16 protein-coding genes and 3 tRNA genes are annotated in these 16,741 nt (G+C 71.3%); 10 read left to right on the forward strand and 9 right to left on the reverse strand.

Annotated elements, in window-relative coordinates; all coding sequences use genetic code 11:
• Positions 1 to 7: 7 nt before the first annotated feature.
• Positions 8 to 1,078 (reverse strand): phosphoribosylformylglycinamidine cyclo-ligase, encoded by a 1,071-nt coding sequence (purM, locus tag OG982_RS13450; RefSeq protein WP_266787068.1) that lies wholly within the window; start codon positions 1,076 to 1,078, stop codon positions 8 to 10.
• A gap of 101 nt (positions 1,079 to 1,179) precedes the next feature.
• Positions 1,180 to 2,697: an amidophosphoribosyltransferase gene (purF, locus tag OG982_RS13455; RefSeq protein WP_266787066.1), complete on the reverse strand. Its 1,518-nt coding sequence runs from the start codon at positions 2,695 to 2,697 to the stop codon at positions 1,180 to 1,182.
• Between the two features lie 147 nt (positions 2,698 to 2,844).
• On the opposite strand from purF, the gene OG982_RS31060 reads away from it, so the two are divergent.
• Complete coding sequence (locus OG982_RS31060; RefSeq protein WP_353961805.1) at positions 2,845 to 2,940, forward strand: putative leader peptide; 96 nt, start codon at positions 2,845 to 2,847, stop codon at positions 2,938 to 2,940.
• A gap of 116 nt (positions 2,941 to 3,056) precedes the next feature.
• Positions 3,057 to 4,481 (forward strand): sulfatase, encoded by a 1,425-nt coding sequence (locus OG982_RS13460; RefSeq protein WP_266787064.1) that lies wholly within the window; start codon positions 3,057 to 3,059, stop codon positions 4,479 to 4,481.
• A 6-nt stretch (positions 4,482 to 4,487) separates the two neighbouring features.
• Here the strand turns inward: OG982_RS13460 and OG982_RS13465 are convergent, their stop codons facing one another.
• From OG982_RS13465 to purS, 5 genes are all read right to left on the reverse strand, one after another.
• Positions 4,488 to 5,003 (reverse strand): META domain-containing protein, encoded by a 516-nt coding sequence (locus tag OG982_RS13465; RefSeq protein WP_266948584.1) that lies wholly within the window; start codon positions 5,001 to 5,003, stop codon positions 4,488 to 4,490.
• 126 nt (positions 5,004 to 5,129) lie between these two features.
• Positions 5,130 to 5,912: a maleylpyruvate isomerase family mycothiol-dependent enzyme gene (locus OG982_RS13470; protein ID WP_266787060.1), complete on the reverse strand. Its 783-nt coding sequence runs from the start codon at positions 5,910 to 5,912 to the stop codon at positions 5,130 to 5,132.
• A 184-nt stretch (positions 5,913 to 6,096) separates the two neighbouring features.
• The gene (purL, locus tag OG982_RS13475; RefSeq protein ID WP_266787058.1) at positions 6,097 to 8,346 is read right to left on the reverse strand and encodes a phosphoribosylformylglycinamidine synthase subunit PurL; all 2,250 of its coding nucleotides are present in this window, start codon (positions 8,344 to 8,346) and stop codon (positions 6,097 to 6,099) included.
• Entirely contained in the window at positions 8,343 to 9,023 is a 681-nt protein-coding gene (gene purQ / locus OG982_RS13480; RefSeq protein ID WP_266787056.1) for a phosphoribosylformylglycinamidine synthase subunit PurQ, read from the reverse strand. Before purQ ends, purL begins: the two co-directional genes overlap by 4 nt.
• Positions 9,024 to 9,025: 2 nt before the next feature.
• Positions 9,026 to 9,277, reverse strand: a complete 252-nt coding sequence (gene purS / locus OG982_RS13485) for a phosphoribosylformylglycinamidine synthase subunit PurS (RefSeq protein WP_008740952.1) — start codon at positions 9,275 to 9,277, stop codon at positions 9,026 to 9,028.
• A 346-nt stretch (positions 9,278 to 9,623) separates the two neighbouring features.
• Here purS and OG982_RS13490 point away from each other — a divergent pair, with 346 nt between their 5' ends.
• From OG982_RS13490 to OG982_RS13525, 8 genes are all read left to right on the forward strand, one after another.
• Positions 9,624 to 9,941: an Lsr2 family protein gene (locus tag OG982_RS13490; RefSeq protein ID WP_266787054.1), complete on the forward strand. Its 318-nt coding sequence runs from the start codon at positions 9,624 to 9,626 to the stop codon at positions 9,939 to 9,941.
• A gap of 122 nt (positions 9,942 to 10,063) precedes the next feature.
• Positions 10,064 to 10,135 (forward strand) — tRNA-Gly (locus tag OG982_RS13495).
• Positions 10,136 to 10,214: 79 nt separating this feature from the next.
• Positions 10,215 to 10,287, forward strand: a tRNA-Gly gene (locus OG982_RS13500).
• Between the two features lie 127 nt (positions 10,288 to 10,414).
• Positions 10,415 to 11,398 (forward strand): ABC transporter ATP-binding protein, encoded by a 984-nt coding sequence (locus OG982_RS13505; protein WP_266787052.1) that lies wholly within the window; start codon positions 10,415 to 10,417, stop codon positions 11,396 to 11,398.
• Positions 11,395 to 12,165 carry an ABC transporter permease gene (locus OG982_RS13510; RefSeq protein WP_266948585.1) on the forward strand — a complete coding sequence of 257 codons (771 nt, stop codon included), beginning with the start codon at positions 11,395 to 11,397 and terminating at the stop codon, positions 12,163 to 12,165. The genes OG982_RS13505 and OG982_RS13510 overlap by 4 nt, the downstream gene beginning before the upstream one ends.
• Positions 12,166 to 12,193: 28 nt before the next feature.
• Positions 12,194 to 13,429, forward strand: coding sequence for a sensor histidine kinase (locus OG982_RS13515; RefSeq protein WP_266787048.1), 1,236 nt, complete (start codon positions 12,194 to 12,196; stop codon positions 13,427 to 13,429).
• Positions 13,426 to 14,037 carry a response regulator transcription factor gene (locus OG982_RS13520; RefSeq protein ID WP_266948587.1) on the forward strand — a complete coding sequence of 204 codons (612 nt, stop codon included), beginning with the start codon at positions 13,426 to 13,428 and terminating at the stop codon, positions 14,035 to 14,037. Before OG982_RS13515 ends, OG982_RS13520 begins: the two co-directional genes overlap by 4 nt.
• 24 nt (positions 14,038 to 14,061) lie before the next feature.
• Positions 14,062 to 14,134: transfer RNA gene (locus tag OG982_RS13525), tRNA-Gly, on the forward strand.
• 55 nt (positions 14,135 to 14,189) lie between these two features.
• On the opposite strand, the gene OG982_RS13530 is transcribed toward OG982_RS13525, so the two are convergent.
• On the reverse strand, positions 14,190 to 15,107 hold the full coding sequence (locus OG982_RS13530; RefSeq protein WP_266948589.1) for a phosphoribosylaminoimidazolesuccinocarboxamide synthase: 918 nt from the start codon (positions 15,105 to 15,107) through the stop codon (positions 14,190 to 14,192).
• A gap of 86 nt (positions 15,108 to 15,193) precedes the next feature.
• A complete protein-coding gene (locus tag OG982_RS13535; protein WP_266787042.1) occupies positions 15,194 to 16,678 on the reverse strand; it encodes a N,N-dimethylformamidase beta subunit family domain-containing protein in 1,485 nt (494 codons plus the stop codon).
• Positions 16,679 to 16,741: the final 63 nt, after the last annotated feature.

Below are 16,741 nucleotides of genomic sequence, written 5' to 3' on the forward strand. Positions count from 1 at the left end.
GTGCTGCTCAGCTCGCGTAGGAACCGGTCAGGGTCGCACCCTCGCCGCGGTCGCCCCGGTCCAGGATCTCGCCCGCGACCCAGGCGTCCACGCCCCGGTCGGCCAGCGCGGTCAGGGCCACGTCCACCGACTCCTGCGGGACCACGGCCATCATGCCGACGCCCATGTTCAGGGTCTTCTCCAGCTCCAGCTGCTCCACCTGCCCGGCCTTGCCGACCAGGTCGAAGATCGCGCCCGGGGCCCAGGTCGAACGGTCGACCGTGGCGTGCAGGTGGTCCGGGATCACCCGGGCCAGGTTCGCCGCGAGGCCGCCGCCGGTGATGTGCGAGTACGCGTGGACCTCGGCCGTACGGGTGAGGGCCATGCAGTCCAGCGAGTAGATCTTGGTGGGCTCCAGGAGCTCCTCGCCGAGGGTCCGGCCGAGCTCCTCCACGTGCTGGTCCAGCGACATCTTGGCGCGCTCGAAGAGGACGTGGCGGACCAGCGAGTACCCGTTCGAGTGAAGGCCGGAGGACGCCATCGCGATGACGGCGTCACCCGTACGGATGCGATCCGCGCCGAGGAGCCGGTCGTATTCGACGACACCGGTGCCGGCGCCCGCCACGTCGAAGTCGTCCGGGCCCAGCAGGCCCGGGTGCTCGGCGGTCTCGCCGCCGACGAGGGCGCAGCCGGCGAGGACACAGCCCTCGGCGATGCCCTTGACGATCGCCGCGACACGCTCGGGGTGCACCTTGCCGACGCAGATGTAGTCGGTCATGAAGAGCGGCTCGGCACCGCAGACGACGATGTCGTCCATGACCATCGCGACCAGGTCGTGGCCGATGGTGTCGTACACGCCCAGCTGGCGGGCGATGTCCACCTTCGTGCCGACCCCGTCGGTCGCGGAGGCCAGCAGCGGGCGCTCGTAGCGCTTGAGGGCGGAGGCGTCGAAGAGGCCGGCGAAGCCGCCGAGGCCGCCGAGGACCTCGGGGCGCTGCGTCTTCTTCACCCACTCCTTCATCAGCTCGACGGCGCGGTCCCCCGCTTCGATGTCCACGCCTGCGGCTGCGTAGCTGGCACCGGTGGTCTTCTCTGTCATGACAGGAGAGAGCTTTCGTGTCGTTACTGCGGGTGGTGCCGGGCCCTGGGAACGGCTTCCAGAACAGGGCCCGGCGCAGGTCGAGCGGGGTTGAGCCGGACCTACGGGCGACGGAGCGCGTCAGCGGCGTCCGTACCGCCCGCCAGCTCGTTCTCCAGGAGCTGCTTGCCCAGCAGCTGCGGGTCGGGCAGCTCCATGGGGTACTCGCCGTCGAAGCAGGCACGGCAGAGGTTGGGCTTCTGGATGGTCGTCGCCTCGATCATCGCGTCGAGCGAGATGTACGAGAGCGAGTCCGCGCCGAGCGACGTGGCGATCTCGTCGACCGTCATGCCGTTGGCGATCAGCTCGGCCCGGGTGGCGAAGTCGATGCCGAAGAAGCACGGCCACTTCACCGGCGGCGAGGAGATCCGGATGTGGACCTCGGCCGCGCCGGCCTCGCGGAGCATCTTGACGAGGGCGCGCTGGGTGTTGCCGCGGACGATCGAGTCGTCGACGACCACCAGGCGCTTGCCCCGGATGACTTCCTTGAGGGGGTTGAGCTTGAGGCGGATGCCGAGCTGGCGGATCGTCTGCGAGGGCTGGATGAAGGTCCGGCCGACGTAGGCGTTCTTGACCAGGCCGGAGCCGTACGGGATCCCGCTGGCCTCGGCGTAGCCGACGGCGGCGGGCGTGCCGGACTCCGGCGTCGCTATCACCAGGTCGGCGTCGACCGGGGCTTCCTTGGCCAGGCGCCGGCCCATCTCGACACGCGAGAGGTAGACGTTGCGGCCGGCGATGTCCGTGTCCGGGCGCGCCAGGTAGACGTACTCGAAGACACAGCCCTTGGGCTTTGCTTCCGCGAAACGGGAGGTGCGCAGACCGTTCTCGTCGATCGCGATGAGCTCGCCCGGCTCGACCTCGCGGACGAAACTGGCGCCGCAGATGTCGAGGGCGGCGGTCTCGCTCGCGACCACCCAGCCGCGCTCCAGGCGGCCGAGGACCAGCGGGCGGATGCCCTGCGGGTCACGGGCGGTGTAGAGGGTCCCCTCGTCCATGAACACGAGCGAGAAGGCGCCCTTGACCTGAGGCAGGACCTTGGCGGCCGACTCCTCGATGGTCAGGGGCTTGCCGTCGTCGTCGGTCTGGCCGGCGAGCAGGGCCGTCACCAGGTCGGTGTCGTTGGTGGCCGCCACCTGGGTGGCGCGGCCGTCCTGACGGGGGAGGTCGGCGACCATCTCGGCGAGCTCGGCGGTGTTCACCAAGTTGCCGTTGTGACCCAGGGCAATGGAGCCGTGGGCGGTCGCGCGGAAGGTCGGCTGGGCGTTCTCCCAGACGGAGGCGCCAGTGGTCGAGTAGCGGGCGTGACCGACCGCGATATGACCCTGGAGCGAGCCGAGAGAGGTTTCGTCGAAGACTTGGGAAACGAGGCCCATGTCCTTGAAGACGAGGATCTGGGAACCGTTGCTCACAGCGATTCCCGCGGACTCTTGTCCGCGGTGCTGCAGTGCATACAGTCCGAAGTAGGTGAGCTTGGCGACCTCTTCACCCGGAGCCCAGACACCGAAGACGCCGCAAGCGTCCTGGGGGCCCTTTTCTCCGGGGAGCAGGTCGTGGTTGAGTCGTCCATCACCACGAGGCACGCTCCCGAGTGTAGGCGAGATCGACCACTGGTCCGAATTGGGGATGCCCGGGAAATGTCACAGCACAGAGGGTGACCGGACGCCCCTGTCTCGGTATTCGGATCGTTTGTTGACATCTACAAGAGGATTCGTACAGGCTCTCGCCTCATGCAGCCTCTCGGTGACCACCGCGTCACCCTTGTCGAGCGCCGCCACGTAGACCTGGTCCGTGTCGCGAGCGCCATCTGTCGCTGTTCCGCGTAGCCGCAACTCTTTCTCCCCCTTTCCCATTTCGCTCCGCCCAGCCCCGCCCTGCCGTGCCGCGCGCCGTCCCCGCGCCCGCCCGGGGCGGGGTGGCCGAGCTGCGCCTTGGAGTTTTTGTGTCTTCGTACAACAGCAATCTGTCCCGTCGTACGTTCGGGGGCGCCGTCGGAGCCACCGCGGCGGCCGCCGCGGTGGGGCTCGGGACCGGTCGGGCCGCCGCCTCCGAGGCCCCTCAGGCGGGTCCCGCGGAGCGTCCGTTCCGGGCCGCGCGGGGCCGTCGTTCGCAGCGTCCGAACATCCTGTTCATCCTCGGGGACGACCTCGGCTGGGCCGACCTGTCCTCGTACGGCTCCCCGCACATCAAGACCCCGAACCTGGACCGGCTCGCCCGGCAGGGCGTCCGGTTCACCGACGCCTACGCCGGCTCGGCGACCTGCTCCCCGACCCGGTTCAGCCTGTACACCGGGCGCTATCCGGGCCGTACCCGGGGCGGGCTGGCCGAGCCCATCGCCGACAAGTCCGCCGGCCTGGAGCCCACCCACCCGACGCTGGCCTCGCTGCTGCGCGACGCCGGGTACGCCACCGCGCTGATCGGCAAGTGGCACGCGGGCTACCTGCCCGACTACAGCCCCACCAGGTCCGGGTGGGACGAGTTCTTCGGCAACTTCGGCGGCGCCCTGGAGTACTACTCCAAGCTGGGCCTGGGCGGCGAGTACGACCTCTACGAGGGCGACGCCACGTACCAGGACCTGCGCTACTACACCCGGATCATCACCGAGCGGGCGAGCGAGTACGTCTCCCGCGACCACGGCGGCAAGCCGTGGCTGCTGAACCTGAACTTCACCACCCCGCACTGGCCGTGGATCGCGGACGGGGACACCGAGGAGAGCGCCGAGATCGTCCGGCGCATCAAGGCGGGCGACGCGCGCGCCCTGTGGCACCAGGACGGCGGCTCGATCGAGAAGTACAAGCAGATGGTCGAGGACCTCGACCGCTCGGTCGGGGAGGTGCTGAAGGCGCTGAAGCGCTCCGGGCAGGAGGACGACACCCTGGTCGTGTTCTCCAGCGACAACGGCGGCGAGCGCTTCTCGTACAACTGGCCGCTCTCAGGCAACAAGGCCTCGCTCCAGGAGGGCGGGATCCGGGTCCCGAACATCGCCCGCTGGCCCGCCCGGATCGACGGGGGCCAGGTCAGCCACGTCCCGCTGTTCAGCCCGGACTGGACGGCGACGCTGCTGGAGGTGGCCGGAACCCGCCCCCACCGCGCCTACCCGCTGGACGGGACGAGCCTGGCCGGGTACCTGCTGCGCGGCGAGAAGGCCGCCTCGCGGGACCTGTTCTGGCGGGTACGGGGGGAGCGGGCGCTGCGCCGCGGGGACTGGAAGTACTACCGGGGCAAGGCGGGCCGGGACCAGCTGTTCGACCTGGCCGGGGACCTCCGCGAGCAGGCCGACAAGGCGGCGTCGGAGCCGGCCCTGCTGGCGGAGCTGCGGGCGGCGTGGGAGAAGACCGACGCGGGCCTGCTCCCTTACCCCGGCTGAGGCCGGCTATCCGGCGGGGGACCCGGCCCCCGCGGCCAGGCCGGCCCCGTCGGGGGCGGTGAGCGTGAGGGCCCGGCCCTGGATCCGCCAGGTGAGGGGGCCGCTGCCGAACAGCTCGGTCAACGCCCGCTCGACCTCGCCCGGGCCGCCCTCGCAGGCCATCCGGGTGGTGGTGAGCGGGCCGACGGTGAGCGAGGAGCCGGAGACGGTGGCCTTGGCGCTGAACCGGTTGCAGCCGAGGTTGCCGCTCACGGCTCCGTCGGCGGCGATCGCGAACCGGGCCCGGCCGGCCGCGTCGGCCGGGAGGGAGGCCGCGGTGTCCCCGTCGAGCAGGGAGTCCACGGTCCATTCGGTCGCGGTGAGCGGGGACTTCGGTGCCGGAGCGGTGACCGTGACGGTGCCGGTCGCGGGCCGCGGGTTCTCCGCGATCAAGGCCGCGCCGGCGTCACCGCAGGCGGTCACGGCGGCGGCCAGGACGAGGGCGGCGGCCAGGGCGACGGGGACGTGCCGGAAGGTACGCATGCCCCTGGGACGGATGCCCCGGCCCACCGGTTCCGCCCGGTGCGCCGTCCGGGCGGCGCGCCGGGCAGGCGGCACGCCCAGCAGGCAGCGCGCCCGGCAGGCAGCGCGCCCGGCGGCTCCGCCGTTTCAGCTCATCAGCGGGAGCAGCGCGGACAGGTCGGCCCGCTCCCCGCTGGCGCTGACCCGCGCCTCGGAGAGGGCGTCGGCCCAGCCCGTACGGCCCGTCGCGAGCCGGATCCAGGTCAGCGGGTCGGTCTCCACCACGTTGGGCGGGGTGCCGCGGGTGTGCCGGGGTCCCTCGACGCACTGGACCACCGCGAACGGCGGGACCCGTACCTCCACCGAGGCGCCCGGCGCGTTGGCCGCGAGGGCGTCGGCGAGCAGCCGGGTGCAGGCGGCCAGGGCCTGCCGCTCGATCGGGATGTCCAGGCCCGCGGCCCGGTTCAGGTCGTCGGTGTGGACCACGAGTTCGACGGTCCGGGTGACCATGAAGTCGGCCAGGGTCATGGCCCCGATCCACAGGCTCAGCACCCGGTCGCCGCGGTTCGCCGCGAGCCCTGCGGCCAGCCGGTCACCGGCCCGCGCGAACAGCTCGGGCAGCGGGCCGCCGTCCAGGGTCTCCTTGGCCGCCTCGGCGATCCGCCCGGCGAGGGAGGCGGTGGCGGAGGGCCACTCGGAGGCGCTCAGCTCGGCGACGGCGGCGGGCGGCCGCTCCAGACCGGCGCCCAGCGAGTCCGCGATCCACGCGACGTGCGCGGCGAGGTCTCCCACGGTCCAGTCCCCGAGCCCGCTGGGCCGCGCCAGCTGCTCGGGAGTCAGCTCCGCCACGGCGTCGGCGACATGGCCGAACTGCGCGGTCACCGCCGCGTTGATCTTCGCGGCGTCGTACCTGCGGGTCTTGGGTGCCATGCGGGGAGTCTGCCCGATCAGCCGCCGCCGTGTCGCTCACGGCGTCGGTGTACGGGCGGGATCGCGCAGGTCGGAAGGGGTTTGCGGGCTACGGAATCGCCACGGCCGGTCGGCTCGCCGCCGACAACGCCGAAGCCCCGCACGGCGGTCCGTGCGGGGCTTCGGTACGGGCTGTGGCCGGGGCTCAGGCCAGCAGCGCCGGGATGGTCGCCTCGTGGGCCTCGCGGAGCTCGGCCAGCGGGAGCGTGAACTCGCCCTGGATCTCGATCTCCTCGCCGTCCACCACGCCGATGCGGGTGGCCGGCAGACCCCGCGCACCGCACATGTCGGTGAAGCGGAGCTCCTCGCTGCGCGGTACGGACACGATCGCCCGGCCCGCCGACTCGGAGAACAGGAAGGTGAACGCGTCCAGACCCTCCGGCACCACGATCCGCGCGCCGTTGCCGCCCCGCAGGCAGGACTCGGTCAGCGCCTGGATGACGCCGCCGTCCGACAGGTCGTGCGCGGCGTCGATCATGCCGTCGCGGGAGCCCGAGATCAGGATCTCGCCGAGCAGCTTCTCGCGGCCCAGGTCCACCTTGGGCGGCATGCCGCCGAGGTGGTCGTGGACCACCTGCGACCAGGCCGAACCGCCGAACTCCCCGGCCGTGTCGCCGAGCAGGTACAGCAGCTGGCCGGCCTCGGCGAACGCCATCGGCGTGCGCCGGTTGACGTCGTCGATCACACCGAGGACCGCCACGACCGGGGTCGGGTGGATCGCGGTCTCACCGGTCTGGTTGTACAGCGAGACGTTGCCGCCGGTCACCGGGGTGCCCAGCTCCAGGCAGCCGTCCGCGAGGCCGCGGGTGGCCTCGGCGAACTGCCACATGACGCCCGGGTCCTCGGGCGAGCCGAAGTTGAGGCAGTCGGAGATGGCGAGCGGCTTGGCGCCGGTCGCGGCGACGTTGCGGTACGCCTCCGCCAGCGCGAGCTGCGCGCCCGTGTACGGGTCGAGCTTCGCGAAGCGGCCGTTGCCGTCCGTCGCCATGGCCACGCCGAGGTTGGTGTCCTCGTCGATGCGGACCATGCCGGCGTCCTCGGGCTGCGACAGCACCGTGTTGCCCTGGACGAAGCGGTCGTACTGGTCCGTGACCCAGGACTTCGAGGCCTGGTTCGGGGACGAGACCAGCGCCAGGACCTGGGCGCGGAGCTCCTCGGAGGTCTGCGGGCGGGGCAGCTTGCCCGCGTCGTCGGCCTGGAGCGCGTCCTGCCACTCGGGGCGGGCGTAGGGCCGGTTGTAGACGGGGCCCTCGTGGGCGACGGTGCCCGGGGGCACGTCCACGATCTGCTCGCCGTGCCAGAAGATCTCCAGGCGCTCGCCGTCGGTCACCTCACCGATGACGGTGGCGATGACGTCCCACTTCTCGCAGATCTCCATGAAGCGGTCGACGTGCTGCGGCTCGACGATCGCGCACATGCGCTCCTGCGACTCGCTCATGAGGATTTCCTCGGGCGAGAGCGTCGCGTCGCGCAGCGGCACGGTGTCCAGCTCGACCCGCATGCCGCCGGAACCGGCGGAGGCGAGCTCGGAGGTCGCGCAGGAGAGCCCGGCGCCGCCGAGGTCCTGGATGCCCGCGACCAGCTTCTCCTTGAAGATCTCCAGGGTGCACTCGATGAGGAGCTTCTCCTGGAAGGGGTCGCCGACCTGGACGGCGGGGCGCTTGGTGGGCTTGGAGTCGTCGAACGTCTCCGAGGCCAGCACGGACACGCCGCCGATGCCGTCGCCGCCCGTGCGGGCGCCGTAGAGGATGACCTTGTTGCCGGGGCCGGAGGCCTTGGCGAGGTGGATGTCCTCGTGCTTCATGACGCCGATGCAGCCGGCGTTGACCAGCGGGTTGCCCTGGTAGCAGGCGTCGAAGACGACCTCGCCGCCGATGTTCGGCAGGCCCAGGCAGTTGCCGTAGCCGCCGATGCCCGCGACCACGCCCGGCAGGACGCGCTTGGTGTCGGGGTGGTCGGCCGCACCGAAGCGCAGCGGGTCGACGACCGCGACCGGGCGGGCGCCCATGGCGAGGATGTCGCGGACGATGCCGCCGACGCCGGTGGCCGCGCCCTGGTAGGGCTCGATGTACGAGGGGTGGTTGTGCGACTCGACCTTGAAGGTGACCGCGTACCCCTGGCCGACGTCGACGACGCCGGCGTTCTCGCCGATGCCGACGAGCATGGCCGTGTTCTCGGGGGCCTTCTCGCCGAACTGCTTCAGGTGGACCTTGCTGCTCTTGTACGAGCAGTGCTCGGACCACATGACCGAGTACATGGCGAGCTCGGCACCGGTCGGGCGGCGGCCGAGGATCTCGCGGATCCGGGCGTACTCGTCCTCCTTGAGGCCGAGTTCCTTCCAAGGCTGGGAGGCGTCCGGGGTTTCGGTGGCGTTCTTGACCGTGTCGAGGCTCATGCGGAGACCAGCTTCTTCAGGACCGACGTGAAGAACGGGAGGCCGTCGGTGCGGCCCGTCCCGATCAGCGGCTCGACCGCGTGCTCGGGGTGCGGCATCAGGCCGACGACGTTGCCCGCGGCGTTGGTGATGCCGGCGATGTCGCGGAGCGACCCGTTCGGGTTCACGTCCACGTACCGGAAGGCCACTCGGCCTTCGGCCTCCAGTTCGTCGAGCACACGCTCGGCGGCGACGTACCGGCCGTCCATGTTCTTGAGCGGTACGGAGATCTCCTGGCCGGCGGTGTAGTCGCCGGTCCACGCGGTCTCCGCGTTCTCCACCCGCAGCTTCTGGTCGCGGCAGATGAAGTGCAGGTGGTTGTTCCGGAGCATCGCCCCCGGCAGCAGGTGGGCCTCGGTGAGGATCTGGAAGCCGTTGCAGATGCCGAGGACGGGCATGCCGCCCTTGGCCTGCTCGATGATGGTCTCCATCACCGGCGAGAACCGGGAGATGGCTCCGGCGCGCAGGTAGTCCCCGTAGGAGAAGCCGCCGGCGAGGACGACCGCGTCGACCTGGTGCAGGTCCTTGTCGCGGTGCCACAGCGAAACCGGCTCGGCCCCCGCGAGGCGGACGGCGCGCAGCGAGTCACGGTCGTCGAGCGTTCCGGGGAACGTGACGACTCCGATGCGAGTGGTCACCGTCAGGCCTCGACCTTCACGGTGAAGTCTTCGATGACGGTGTTGGCGAGGAACGTTTCGGCCATCTTGTGGATGCGGTCGAGGGCGGCCTGGTCGACCGGTCCCTCCACTTCCAGTTCGAAGCGCTTCCCCTGGCGGACGTCGGCGATCCCTTCGAAGCCCAGGCGCGGCAGTGCACGCTGCACCGCCTGGCCCTGGGGGTCGAGGATCTCCGGCTTGAGCATGACGTCGACTACGACGCGTGCCACTGGCACTCCCGATGAGGTGGTTGGTGCGAAGGCGGTTCCATCAGCGTACCCGGCCGAAATTTCTACGCGGGTAGATATGTGTTGACCGTGATCGCCGTGCGGTTTCGGCTTCACCAACGCTTCGCAAAATCCGCCGGAAAACCCCGCTCCCGGGATTGCGGCGGGACACGCGGAGATAATTAACTGGGCTTCGCAATTCAATGGGAATCACGGTACAAAGGAATCCCTCGGCACCACCGTTTTTGCCGCTTCACAACGGGCGCCGAAAGTTGCATTGCTCCGAAACATCCACACAGTCGACATCACCGCACGTCAGCACGTGGCGCGAGGTCGCACGAAGGGACCGATATCCGTGGCGCAGCGCGTAGTAGTCACGATCTCCGACGACATCGACGGCGGAGACGCGACGGAAACGGTCGTGTTCGCTCTGGACGGTAAGTCGTACGAGATCGACCTCAATGAGACGAACGCAAAGAAACTGCGGAAGAGCCTGGCCCCCTTCGTGGCCGCCGGCCGCCGGCAGTCCCGCTCGGGGAAGGCGTTCAAGCACACCTCGATCGCGCCGGACCCGGCCGTGGTCCGGGCCTGGGCCCGGTCGAACCAGCTCGACGTGCCGCCGCGCGGCCGCATCCCGAAGCGGGTCTACGAGGCCTACAACGCGGCCCACTGAGCCGCCCGCGGGCCGCCCGCGGGCGGAGGCCGACCCCGGATTTGCCATCCACCCCCTCTGATCGGCTAGTGTGTGGATCACGCCGAGGGGCCAGGCCGGAAAGCCAAAACCCCGAAGGTCGTGCGGGTGTAGTTCAGTAGCAGAACACCCCCCTTCCAGGGGGGAGGCGCAGTGTGCGATCCCTGTCACCCGCTCTGCATCGCTTTACCGACCACGCTTGTGGATCAGGTAGAGTGATGCACGCATCGCACGGCATTCGTGTCGCGCAAGCATGCGGACGTAGCTCAGTTGGTAGAGCACCACCTTGCCAAGGTGGATGTCGCGCGTTCGAGTCGCGTCGTCCGCTCAGAGAACAAAGGCCCTGATCATTGATCAGGGCCTTTGTCGTATGCCCTGATCCCGATGACAAATGTCATCGGGGGTCGTGACAGCGCGCACTGCTGCCGTCGCGGGGCCGCCGCGAGGCTTGGAGCATGACTGACAGCGACCGCCAGAGCGTGATCCGGGCCGAGGGGCTGCGCCGCGGCTACACCGGGGGATTCGAGGCCGTCCGCGGCGTCTCCTTCGCCGTGGAGCGCGGCGAGATCTTCGCCCTGCTCGGCACCAACGGCGCCGGCAAGACGTCCACCGTCGAGCTCCTGGAGGGGCTGGCCCCGCCGAGCGGCGGCCAGGTGCGCGTCTTCGGGCTCGACCCGTACAAGCAGCGGGCCAAGGTCCGCCCGCGCACCGGGGTGATGCTCCAGGAGGGCGGCTTCCCCTCCGACCTGTCCGTCGCCGAGACCGTCCGGATGTGGGGCGGGGTCACCTCCGGGGCTCGCCCGGCGGCGGAGGTGCTGGACCTGGTCGGCCTGGCCGCGCGGGCCTCCGTACGGGTCAAGCAGCTGTCCGGCGGCGAGCGGCGGCGCCTGGACCTGGCGCTGGCCCTGCTGGGGCGGCCCGAGGTGCTGTTCCTCGACGAGCCGACCACCGGCATGGACCCCGAGGGCCGCCGGGACACCTGGGCGTTGGTACGCGAACTCCGGGCCCAGGGCACCACGGTGCTGCTGACCACGCACTACCTGGAGGAGGCGGAGGAACTCGCCGACCGGCTGGCGATCCTCCACGAGGGCGAGCTGGTCCTGACCGGGACCCCGGCCGAGGTGACGGCCACGCGGCCGTCGCGGATCCGCTTCACGCTGCCGGACGGTGTGTCCGCGGCCCGGCTCCCGCTGACGCTGCGCGCGGCGGCCGACGGGCAGCACGTGGAGATCCGTACCGAACACCTCCAGTCCGACCTCGGCGCGCTGCTGCGCTGGGCCGAGGAGTCCGGGGTCGCACTCGCCGGGCTCGACGCCCGCTCCGCCTCCCTGGAGGAGGCCTTCCTGGAGATCGCGGAGAGCCGCCGCGCGCCGCTAGGCCGTACCGAGGGCGCCCGCACCGATATCGACCACAGCGACCAGATGGCGGGGACCCGATGAACACGCTGACCCTCAACCCCGGCCGGCTCGTGGCGCTGGGCCGCTCCGAGCTCACCCTGCTGGTGCGCAACCGGGCCGCGCTGACCGTGGCGCTGCTGATGCCGCTGATGATGGTGTTCGTGCTGCGCTCGACGCTGGGCGACGTGGACGGCGACGGCGCGATGGCCCTCGGCGAGGCCACCTTGACCGGTGGCATCGGGATGGTGCTGATCCTCGTCGTCTACATGAACCTGGTCTCCGCCTACGTGGCCCGGCGCGAGGAGCTCGTCCTCAAGCGGCTGCGCACCGGCGAGGCGGGCGACCTGGAGATCCTGGCCGGGACCGCGCTGCCCGCCGCCGTCCTCGCCGTCGGGCAGATCCTCGTCCTCGCGCTGGCCGGGACGGCGGCCCTGGACGCCGGGATGCCGCGCCGGCCGCTGCTGCTGACGGCCGCGGTGCTCTGCGGGATCGTGCTGCTCGCCGGGGCCTCGGCCGTGACCAGCTCCTTCACCCGCAACGTGGAGAGCGCGGGCATCACCACGCTGCCGCTGTTCCTGGTGACGGCGCTCGGCTCCGGGCTGTTCGTCCCGGCGGACTCGCTGCCCGACGTACTGGCCTCGGTGTGCGAACTGCTGCCGCTGAGCGGTGTGATGACCCTGGTGCGGGCGGGCTGGACCGGCGGTGCGCAGAGCGGGGACCTGCTGACGGCGGGGCTCACCACGCTGGCCTGGATCATGATCCCGGTGTTTGCTGTCCAGAAGTGGTTCCGCTGGGAACCGCGCCGCTAGAACGAGGAACGAAGTCGGGGGACGGGACGTGTCGAAGCTGACCGGGTGGTGGAAGAACCGCACCAGTGCGGGGAAGGTCGAGCTGTACATCCGGGGGTCCTTCCACTTCTTCGTCCCCCTGGAGGTCGTGTCGTTCGGGCTGCCCGCGCTGGCGGCCCCGCAGAACAAGGCCCCGCTGCCGGTCTCGCTGGCGTTGTTCCTGATGATGTGCGTGCACTCCGTGCTGATCGGGTTCCTCTCCTCACGGGCGTTGGACTGGATCGCGGGCCGCCGGGAGCGGCCGGTGCGGCTCGCGGTGACGGCTGCGGTCCTGACGGCCGTGTGCTTCCTGGCGCTGCTCGTCCTGCGCCGGGCCGGGACGGTCGCCGAGAGCGTGGCCCCTCCGCTGATCCTGGGCATGACCAGCTTCACCACCGGAGCGCTGGTGCTGTGCATGAGGCAGGTCCGGCACATGTGCTGGACCGCCCCGGCCTCGGCGCTCGGTGCGGGCCTGGTGGTGTTCGCGATGGGCGTGAGCGCGGCCGAGGCCCTCGGGTACACGATCGGCATCCTGTTCACCGGGCTGTTCATGAGCGTGGCCTACGGGTTCTCCGGGTGGCTGCTGAACACCGTCTACGAGCTGGACCGCGCACGGGAACTCCAGGCGCAGCTGGCGGTGGCCGAGGAGCGGCTGCGCTTCGGGCGGGACCTGCACGACGTGATGGGGCGCAACCTCGCGGTGATCGCGCTCAAGAGCGAGCTGGCGGTCCAGCTGGCACGGCGCGAACGCCCCGAGGCGGTGGATCAGATGATCGAGGTCCAGCGGATCGCGCGGGAGTCGCAGCGCGAGGTACGGGACGTGGTGCGCGGCTACCGCGAGGCGGACCTGGCCGTGGAGCTGGAGGGCGCGCGCGGGGTGCTGAGCGCGGCCGGGATGGACTGCCTGGTCGAGTTCGAGGCCGGGCGGCAGCTGCCCGCCGAGGTGCAGTCGGCCCTCGGCTGGGTGGTGCGGGAGGCGACGACGAACGTCCTGCGGCACGGGGACGCGCGCAACTGCGTGATCCGGCTGACGGCGGACGACGAGGGTGCGCTGACCCTGCTGGTGGAGAACGACGGGGCTCCCGAGGCGCCGGCCGGGCCGCCGGGATCGGGGCTCGCCGGGCTGCGGGAACGGCTCGCGGTGGTGGACGGCACCCTGCGGGCGGGTCCGGTGGACGGCGGCCGGTTCCGGCTGCTGGCCGAGGTCCCGGGGCGGCAACTGCAACGAGTGGAGGTGCGGGCATGAGCCCCGTACGGGTACTGCTGGCCGATGACGAGCACCTGATCCGGGGTGCGCTGGCCGCACTGCTGGCCCTGGAGGACGACCTGCTGGTCGTCGCCGAGGCGGCCTCGGGGCCGGAGGCCCTCGCGATGGCGCGGGCGCACCTGCCGGATGTGGCGGTACTGGACCTGGAGATGCCGGGGGCGGACGGTGTGAGTGTGGCCACAACCCTGCGGGCCGAACTCCCCGACACCAAGACCATGATCGTGACGAGTCACGGCCGTCCCGGGCACCTGAAGCGGGCCCTCGCGGCGGGCGTGCGGGCCTTCGCCCCGAAGACGGTGTCGGCGCAGCGACTGGCCGAGCTGATCCGGACCGTGCACGCCGGAGGGCGTTACGTGGACCCGGAGTTGGCGGCCGACGCGATCAGCGCGGGCGACTCGCCGCTGACCCCGCGCGAGGCGGAGGTACTGGAACTGGCGGGCGACGGGGCGCCGATCGCGGAGATCGCGGAGCGGGCCTCGCTGTCGCAGGGAACGGTGCGCAACTACCTGTCCTCGGCGGCGTCGAAGCTGGGCGCGGAGAACCGTCACACGGCAGTGCGTCTCGCACGCCAGCGGGGTTGGGTATAGTAGGTCCCGCGTTACGGCGCACCTGCGGACATAGCTCAGTTGGTAGAGCACCACCTTGCCAAGGTGGATGTCGCGCGTTCGAGTCGCGTTGTCCGCTCAGAACGAAGAAGCCCCCGGTCCTCGACCGGGGGCTTCTTCGTGTCCCCGGCCCCTCAGGACCAGGTCTGACCGGCCCAGGTCAGGCCGGTGAGGCGCTCGTACGCCTCGATGTACTTGGCGCTGGTCCGCTCGGCGACCTCGCGCGGGAGCGCCGGCGGCGGGAGCTCGCCCTTGCGGTCCCAGCCGGAGGCGGGGGAGGTCAGCCAGTCGCGGACGAACTGCTTGTCGAAGGAGGGCTGGGCGTGGCCCGGCTCCCACTGGTCGGCCGGCCAGAAGCGGGAGGAGTCCGGGGTCAGCACCTCGTCGCCGGCGACCAGACGGCCGTCCTTGTCGAAGCCGAACTCGAACTTGGTGTCGGCCAGGATGATCCCGCGCTCGCGCGCGATGTCCCGGGCGCGGCCGTACACGGCGAGGGTGGTCTGGCGCAGCAGCGCCGCCGTCTCGGCGCCGGAGGTACGCGCGACCTCCTCGTAGGTGACGTTCTCGTCGTGCTCGCCGACGTCGGCCTTGGCGGCCGGGGTGAAGATCGGCGCGGGCAGCTCGGAGCCGTCCACGAGGCCCTCGGGGAGGGCGAGCCCGCACACCGTGCGGGTCTGGACGTACTCGGCGAGGCCGGAGCCGGTGAGGTAGCCGCGGGCCACGCACTCGACGGGGACCATGTCGAGGCTCTTGCAGATCAGCGTGCGGCCGGCCCAGTCGGCGGGGGCGCCGGCGGGCAGCTCGGTGCTGATGACGTGGTTCGGGACGAGGTCGCGGAGCTGGTCGAACCACCAGAGGGAGAGCTGGGTGAGGACGCGTCCCTTGTCCGGGATCTCGGTGGGGAGCACCCAGTCGTAGGCGGAGATCCGGTCGCTGGCGACCATGACGAGGTTGCCGTCCTCGTCGCGGTAGAGGTCGCGCACCTTGCCGGTGTGGAGGTGGACGAGGCCGGGCACCTGGACCGGCTCGGGCTTTTCGACGAATCCGGACACGGGGTCTCCCTGTGGTTCTGTACGAGCGCGGTCCCATTCTCCCGCACGGGGGCCCGCGAGCTGCCCAGGGGGTGCCCGGCCGGGTCTCAGTCGCGCTTGCAGATCCGGTCGAGGAGGTTCGCGGTGGCGCGCTGGACGCGCTCGTCGACGTGCCCCGGGCGGTCGAGAGCCGGGGACCAGGCGAAGGTGCCGGAAGCGAAGACCAGGGCCCCGCTGGGTGCCCGGTAGAGGGAGGTCTCCTGGTGGCGCTTGTGCCCGTCGCCGTCGAGGTAGGGGGAGTGCGCGAGCAGGATCCGGTCCTGGTGCTCGGGGAGCTGGGTGCGCGGGAAGTAGCGGTCGGCCTCGCCCGCGACCAGGCCGTCGAGCTCGTCGTTCTCGCAGGCTCCGGTGGAGTCCCAGAGCCAGTGCGTGGCGTTGCGCACGATCATCGGCGCCGGTTCTGGGACCCGGCCCGCGTACTGGATGCCGAGCAGCTGCTGCTCCGGGCGGTCGACCTCGCGCCACAGGCTGGGGCGGCCGGGGCCGCGGCGTTTTCGGCAGGTGAGGAGCCGGTCGGGCACTCCGGAGGGCGAGGGGCCCAGCTCGACCTGCCAGTACATGGTGTTGGCGGAGAGGAAGACGAGCGAGGTGCCGTGGTCGCGGGCGCGCTCGGCGGTGCGGCGCATGGGGACCGACCAGTACTCGTCGTGGCCGGGGAAGACCAGGCCTCGGTAGCGGGCGGGGTCGACGCGGCCGGCGTGCAGGTCGCGGGTGTCGGCGTAGGCGAGGTCGTAGCCGTAGCGCTCGGCCCAGCGGATGAAGTCGTAGGCGTGGCCCACGTGCAGGGGGAGTCCGGCGCCCGCGTAGGGGCGGTCGAAGGAGACGGTGATGGCCGCGTCGCGCTCGCCGAGGAGTCGGCCGTCCTCGTCCCAGGCGTGGTAGAGGCTGGCGCCGGTGTGACCGTCCTCGGGATAGAGGTTGTAGGCCTGCCAGGTGACGTCGGGGAGCAGGAGGAGGAGGTCGGCCGGCTGGTCGTCCCGGACCGTGAACGGGATGTGCGACCGGTAGCCGTCGGCGGTGGTGAGCACGGCGACGTACGCGCCGACGTTCCAGTAGGAGGGGACCTGGAGCCGCCACGAGAGCCACCAGTGGTGGCAGGAGACGGTGCGGTCGGCGGTGAGGGGGGCCGGCTGGACGATGCCGGACAGGCGCGGGCTGGTGGTGATCTTTGAGGCGCCGTCGCCGCCGTAGTGGCCGATGCGGTAGACGTCCACGGAGAACTGCTGGGGCGGATCGACGGTGATGTGGAAGTCGATGGCCTCGCCGGGGGCGACCGCTCCGGTGGAGGCGAATCCTTTGATCTGCCGGTGCACGTCGTCGGCCGTGCGGGGGCCGCCGGCGCCGCGGGCGCGGGGGATCTGGCCGGTGCCGGCCGCCGCCGCGGGGTCCACGTACCAGGGGACGACCTGGCCGGTGTCGTCGAAGTAGAGCTCGCTGCCCCGGAACCAGGGCAGGGGGCCCTGGCCGAAGGGATCGGTCACCGCGTGCGCGAGCGCACCTGACTCCCAACGCCGGATCTGGTCCGCACCCATACCGCTCCCCTCCCTCGCTCCCCCGAACGCCGATTTGCGAGGCCGCGTTCACCAGCTCGCCGC

This window comes from Streptomyces sp. NBC_01551 (genome assembly GCF_026339935.1).
GTDB lineage: Bacteria > Actinomycetota > Actinomycetes > Streptomycetales > Streptomycetaceae > Streptomyces.

Bases quoted from the DNA above. Each gene is read 5' to 3' on its own strand.
- purM (WP_266787068.1), bottom strand. From the start codon at position 1,078: ATGACAGAGAAGACCACCGGTGCCAGCTACGCAGCCGCAGGCGTGGAC.
- OG982_RS31060 (WP_353961805.1), top strand. From the start codon at position 2,845: ATGCAGCCTCTCGGTGACCACCGCGTCACCCTTGTCGAGCGCCGCCAC.
- OG982_RS13465 (WP_266948584.1), bottom strand. From the start codon at position 5,003: ATGCGTACCTTCCGGCACGTCCCCGTCGCCCTGGCCGCCGCCCTCGTC.
- OG982_RS13470 (WP_266787060.1), bottom strand. From the start codon at position 5,912: ATGGCACCCAAGACCCGCAGGTACGACGCCGCGAAGATCAACGCGGCG.
- purL (WP_266787058.1), bottom strand. From the start codon at position 8,346: ATGAGCCTCGACACGGTCAAGAACGCCACCGAAACCCCGGACGCCTCC.
- OG982_RS13505 (WP_266787052.1), top strand. From the start codon at position 10,415: ATGACTGACAGCGACCGCCAGAGCGTGATCCGGGCCGAGGGGCTGCGC.
- OG982_RS13510 (WP_266948585.1), top strand. From the start codon at position 11,395: ATGAACACGCTGACCCTCAACCCCGGCCGGCTCGTGGCGCTGGGCCGC.
- OG982_RS13520 (WP_266948587.1), top strand. From the start codon at position 13,426: ATGAGCCCCGTACGGGTACTGCTGGCCGATGACGAGCACCTGATCCGG.
- OG982_RS13535 (WP_266787042.1), bottom strand. From the start codon at position 16,678: ATGGGTGCGGACCAGATCCGGCGTTGGGAGTCAGGTGCGCTCGCGCAC.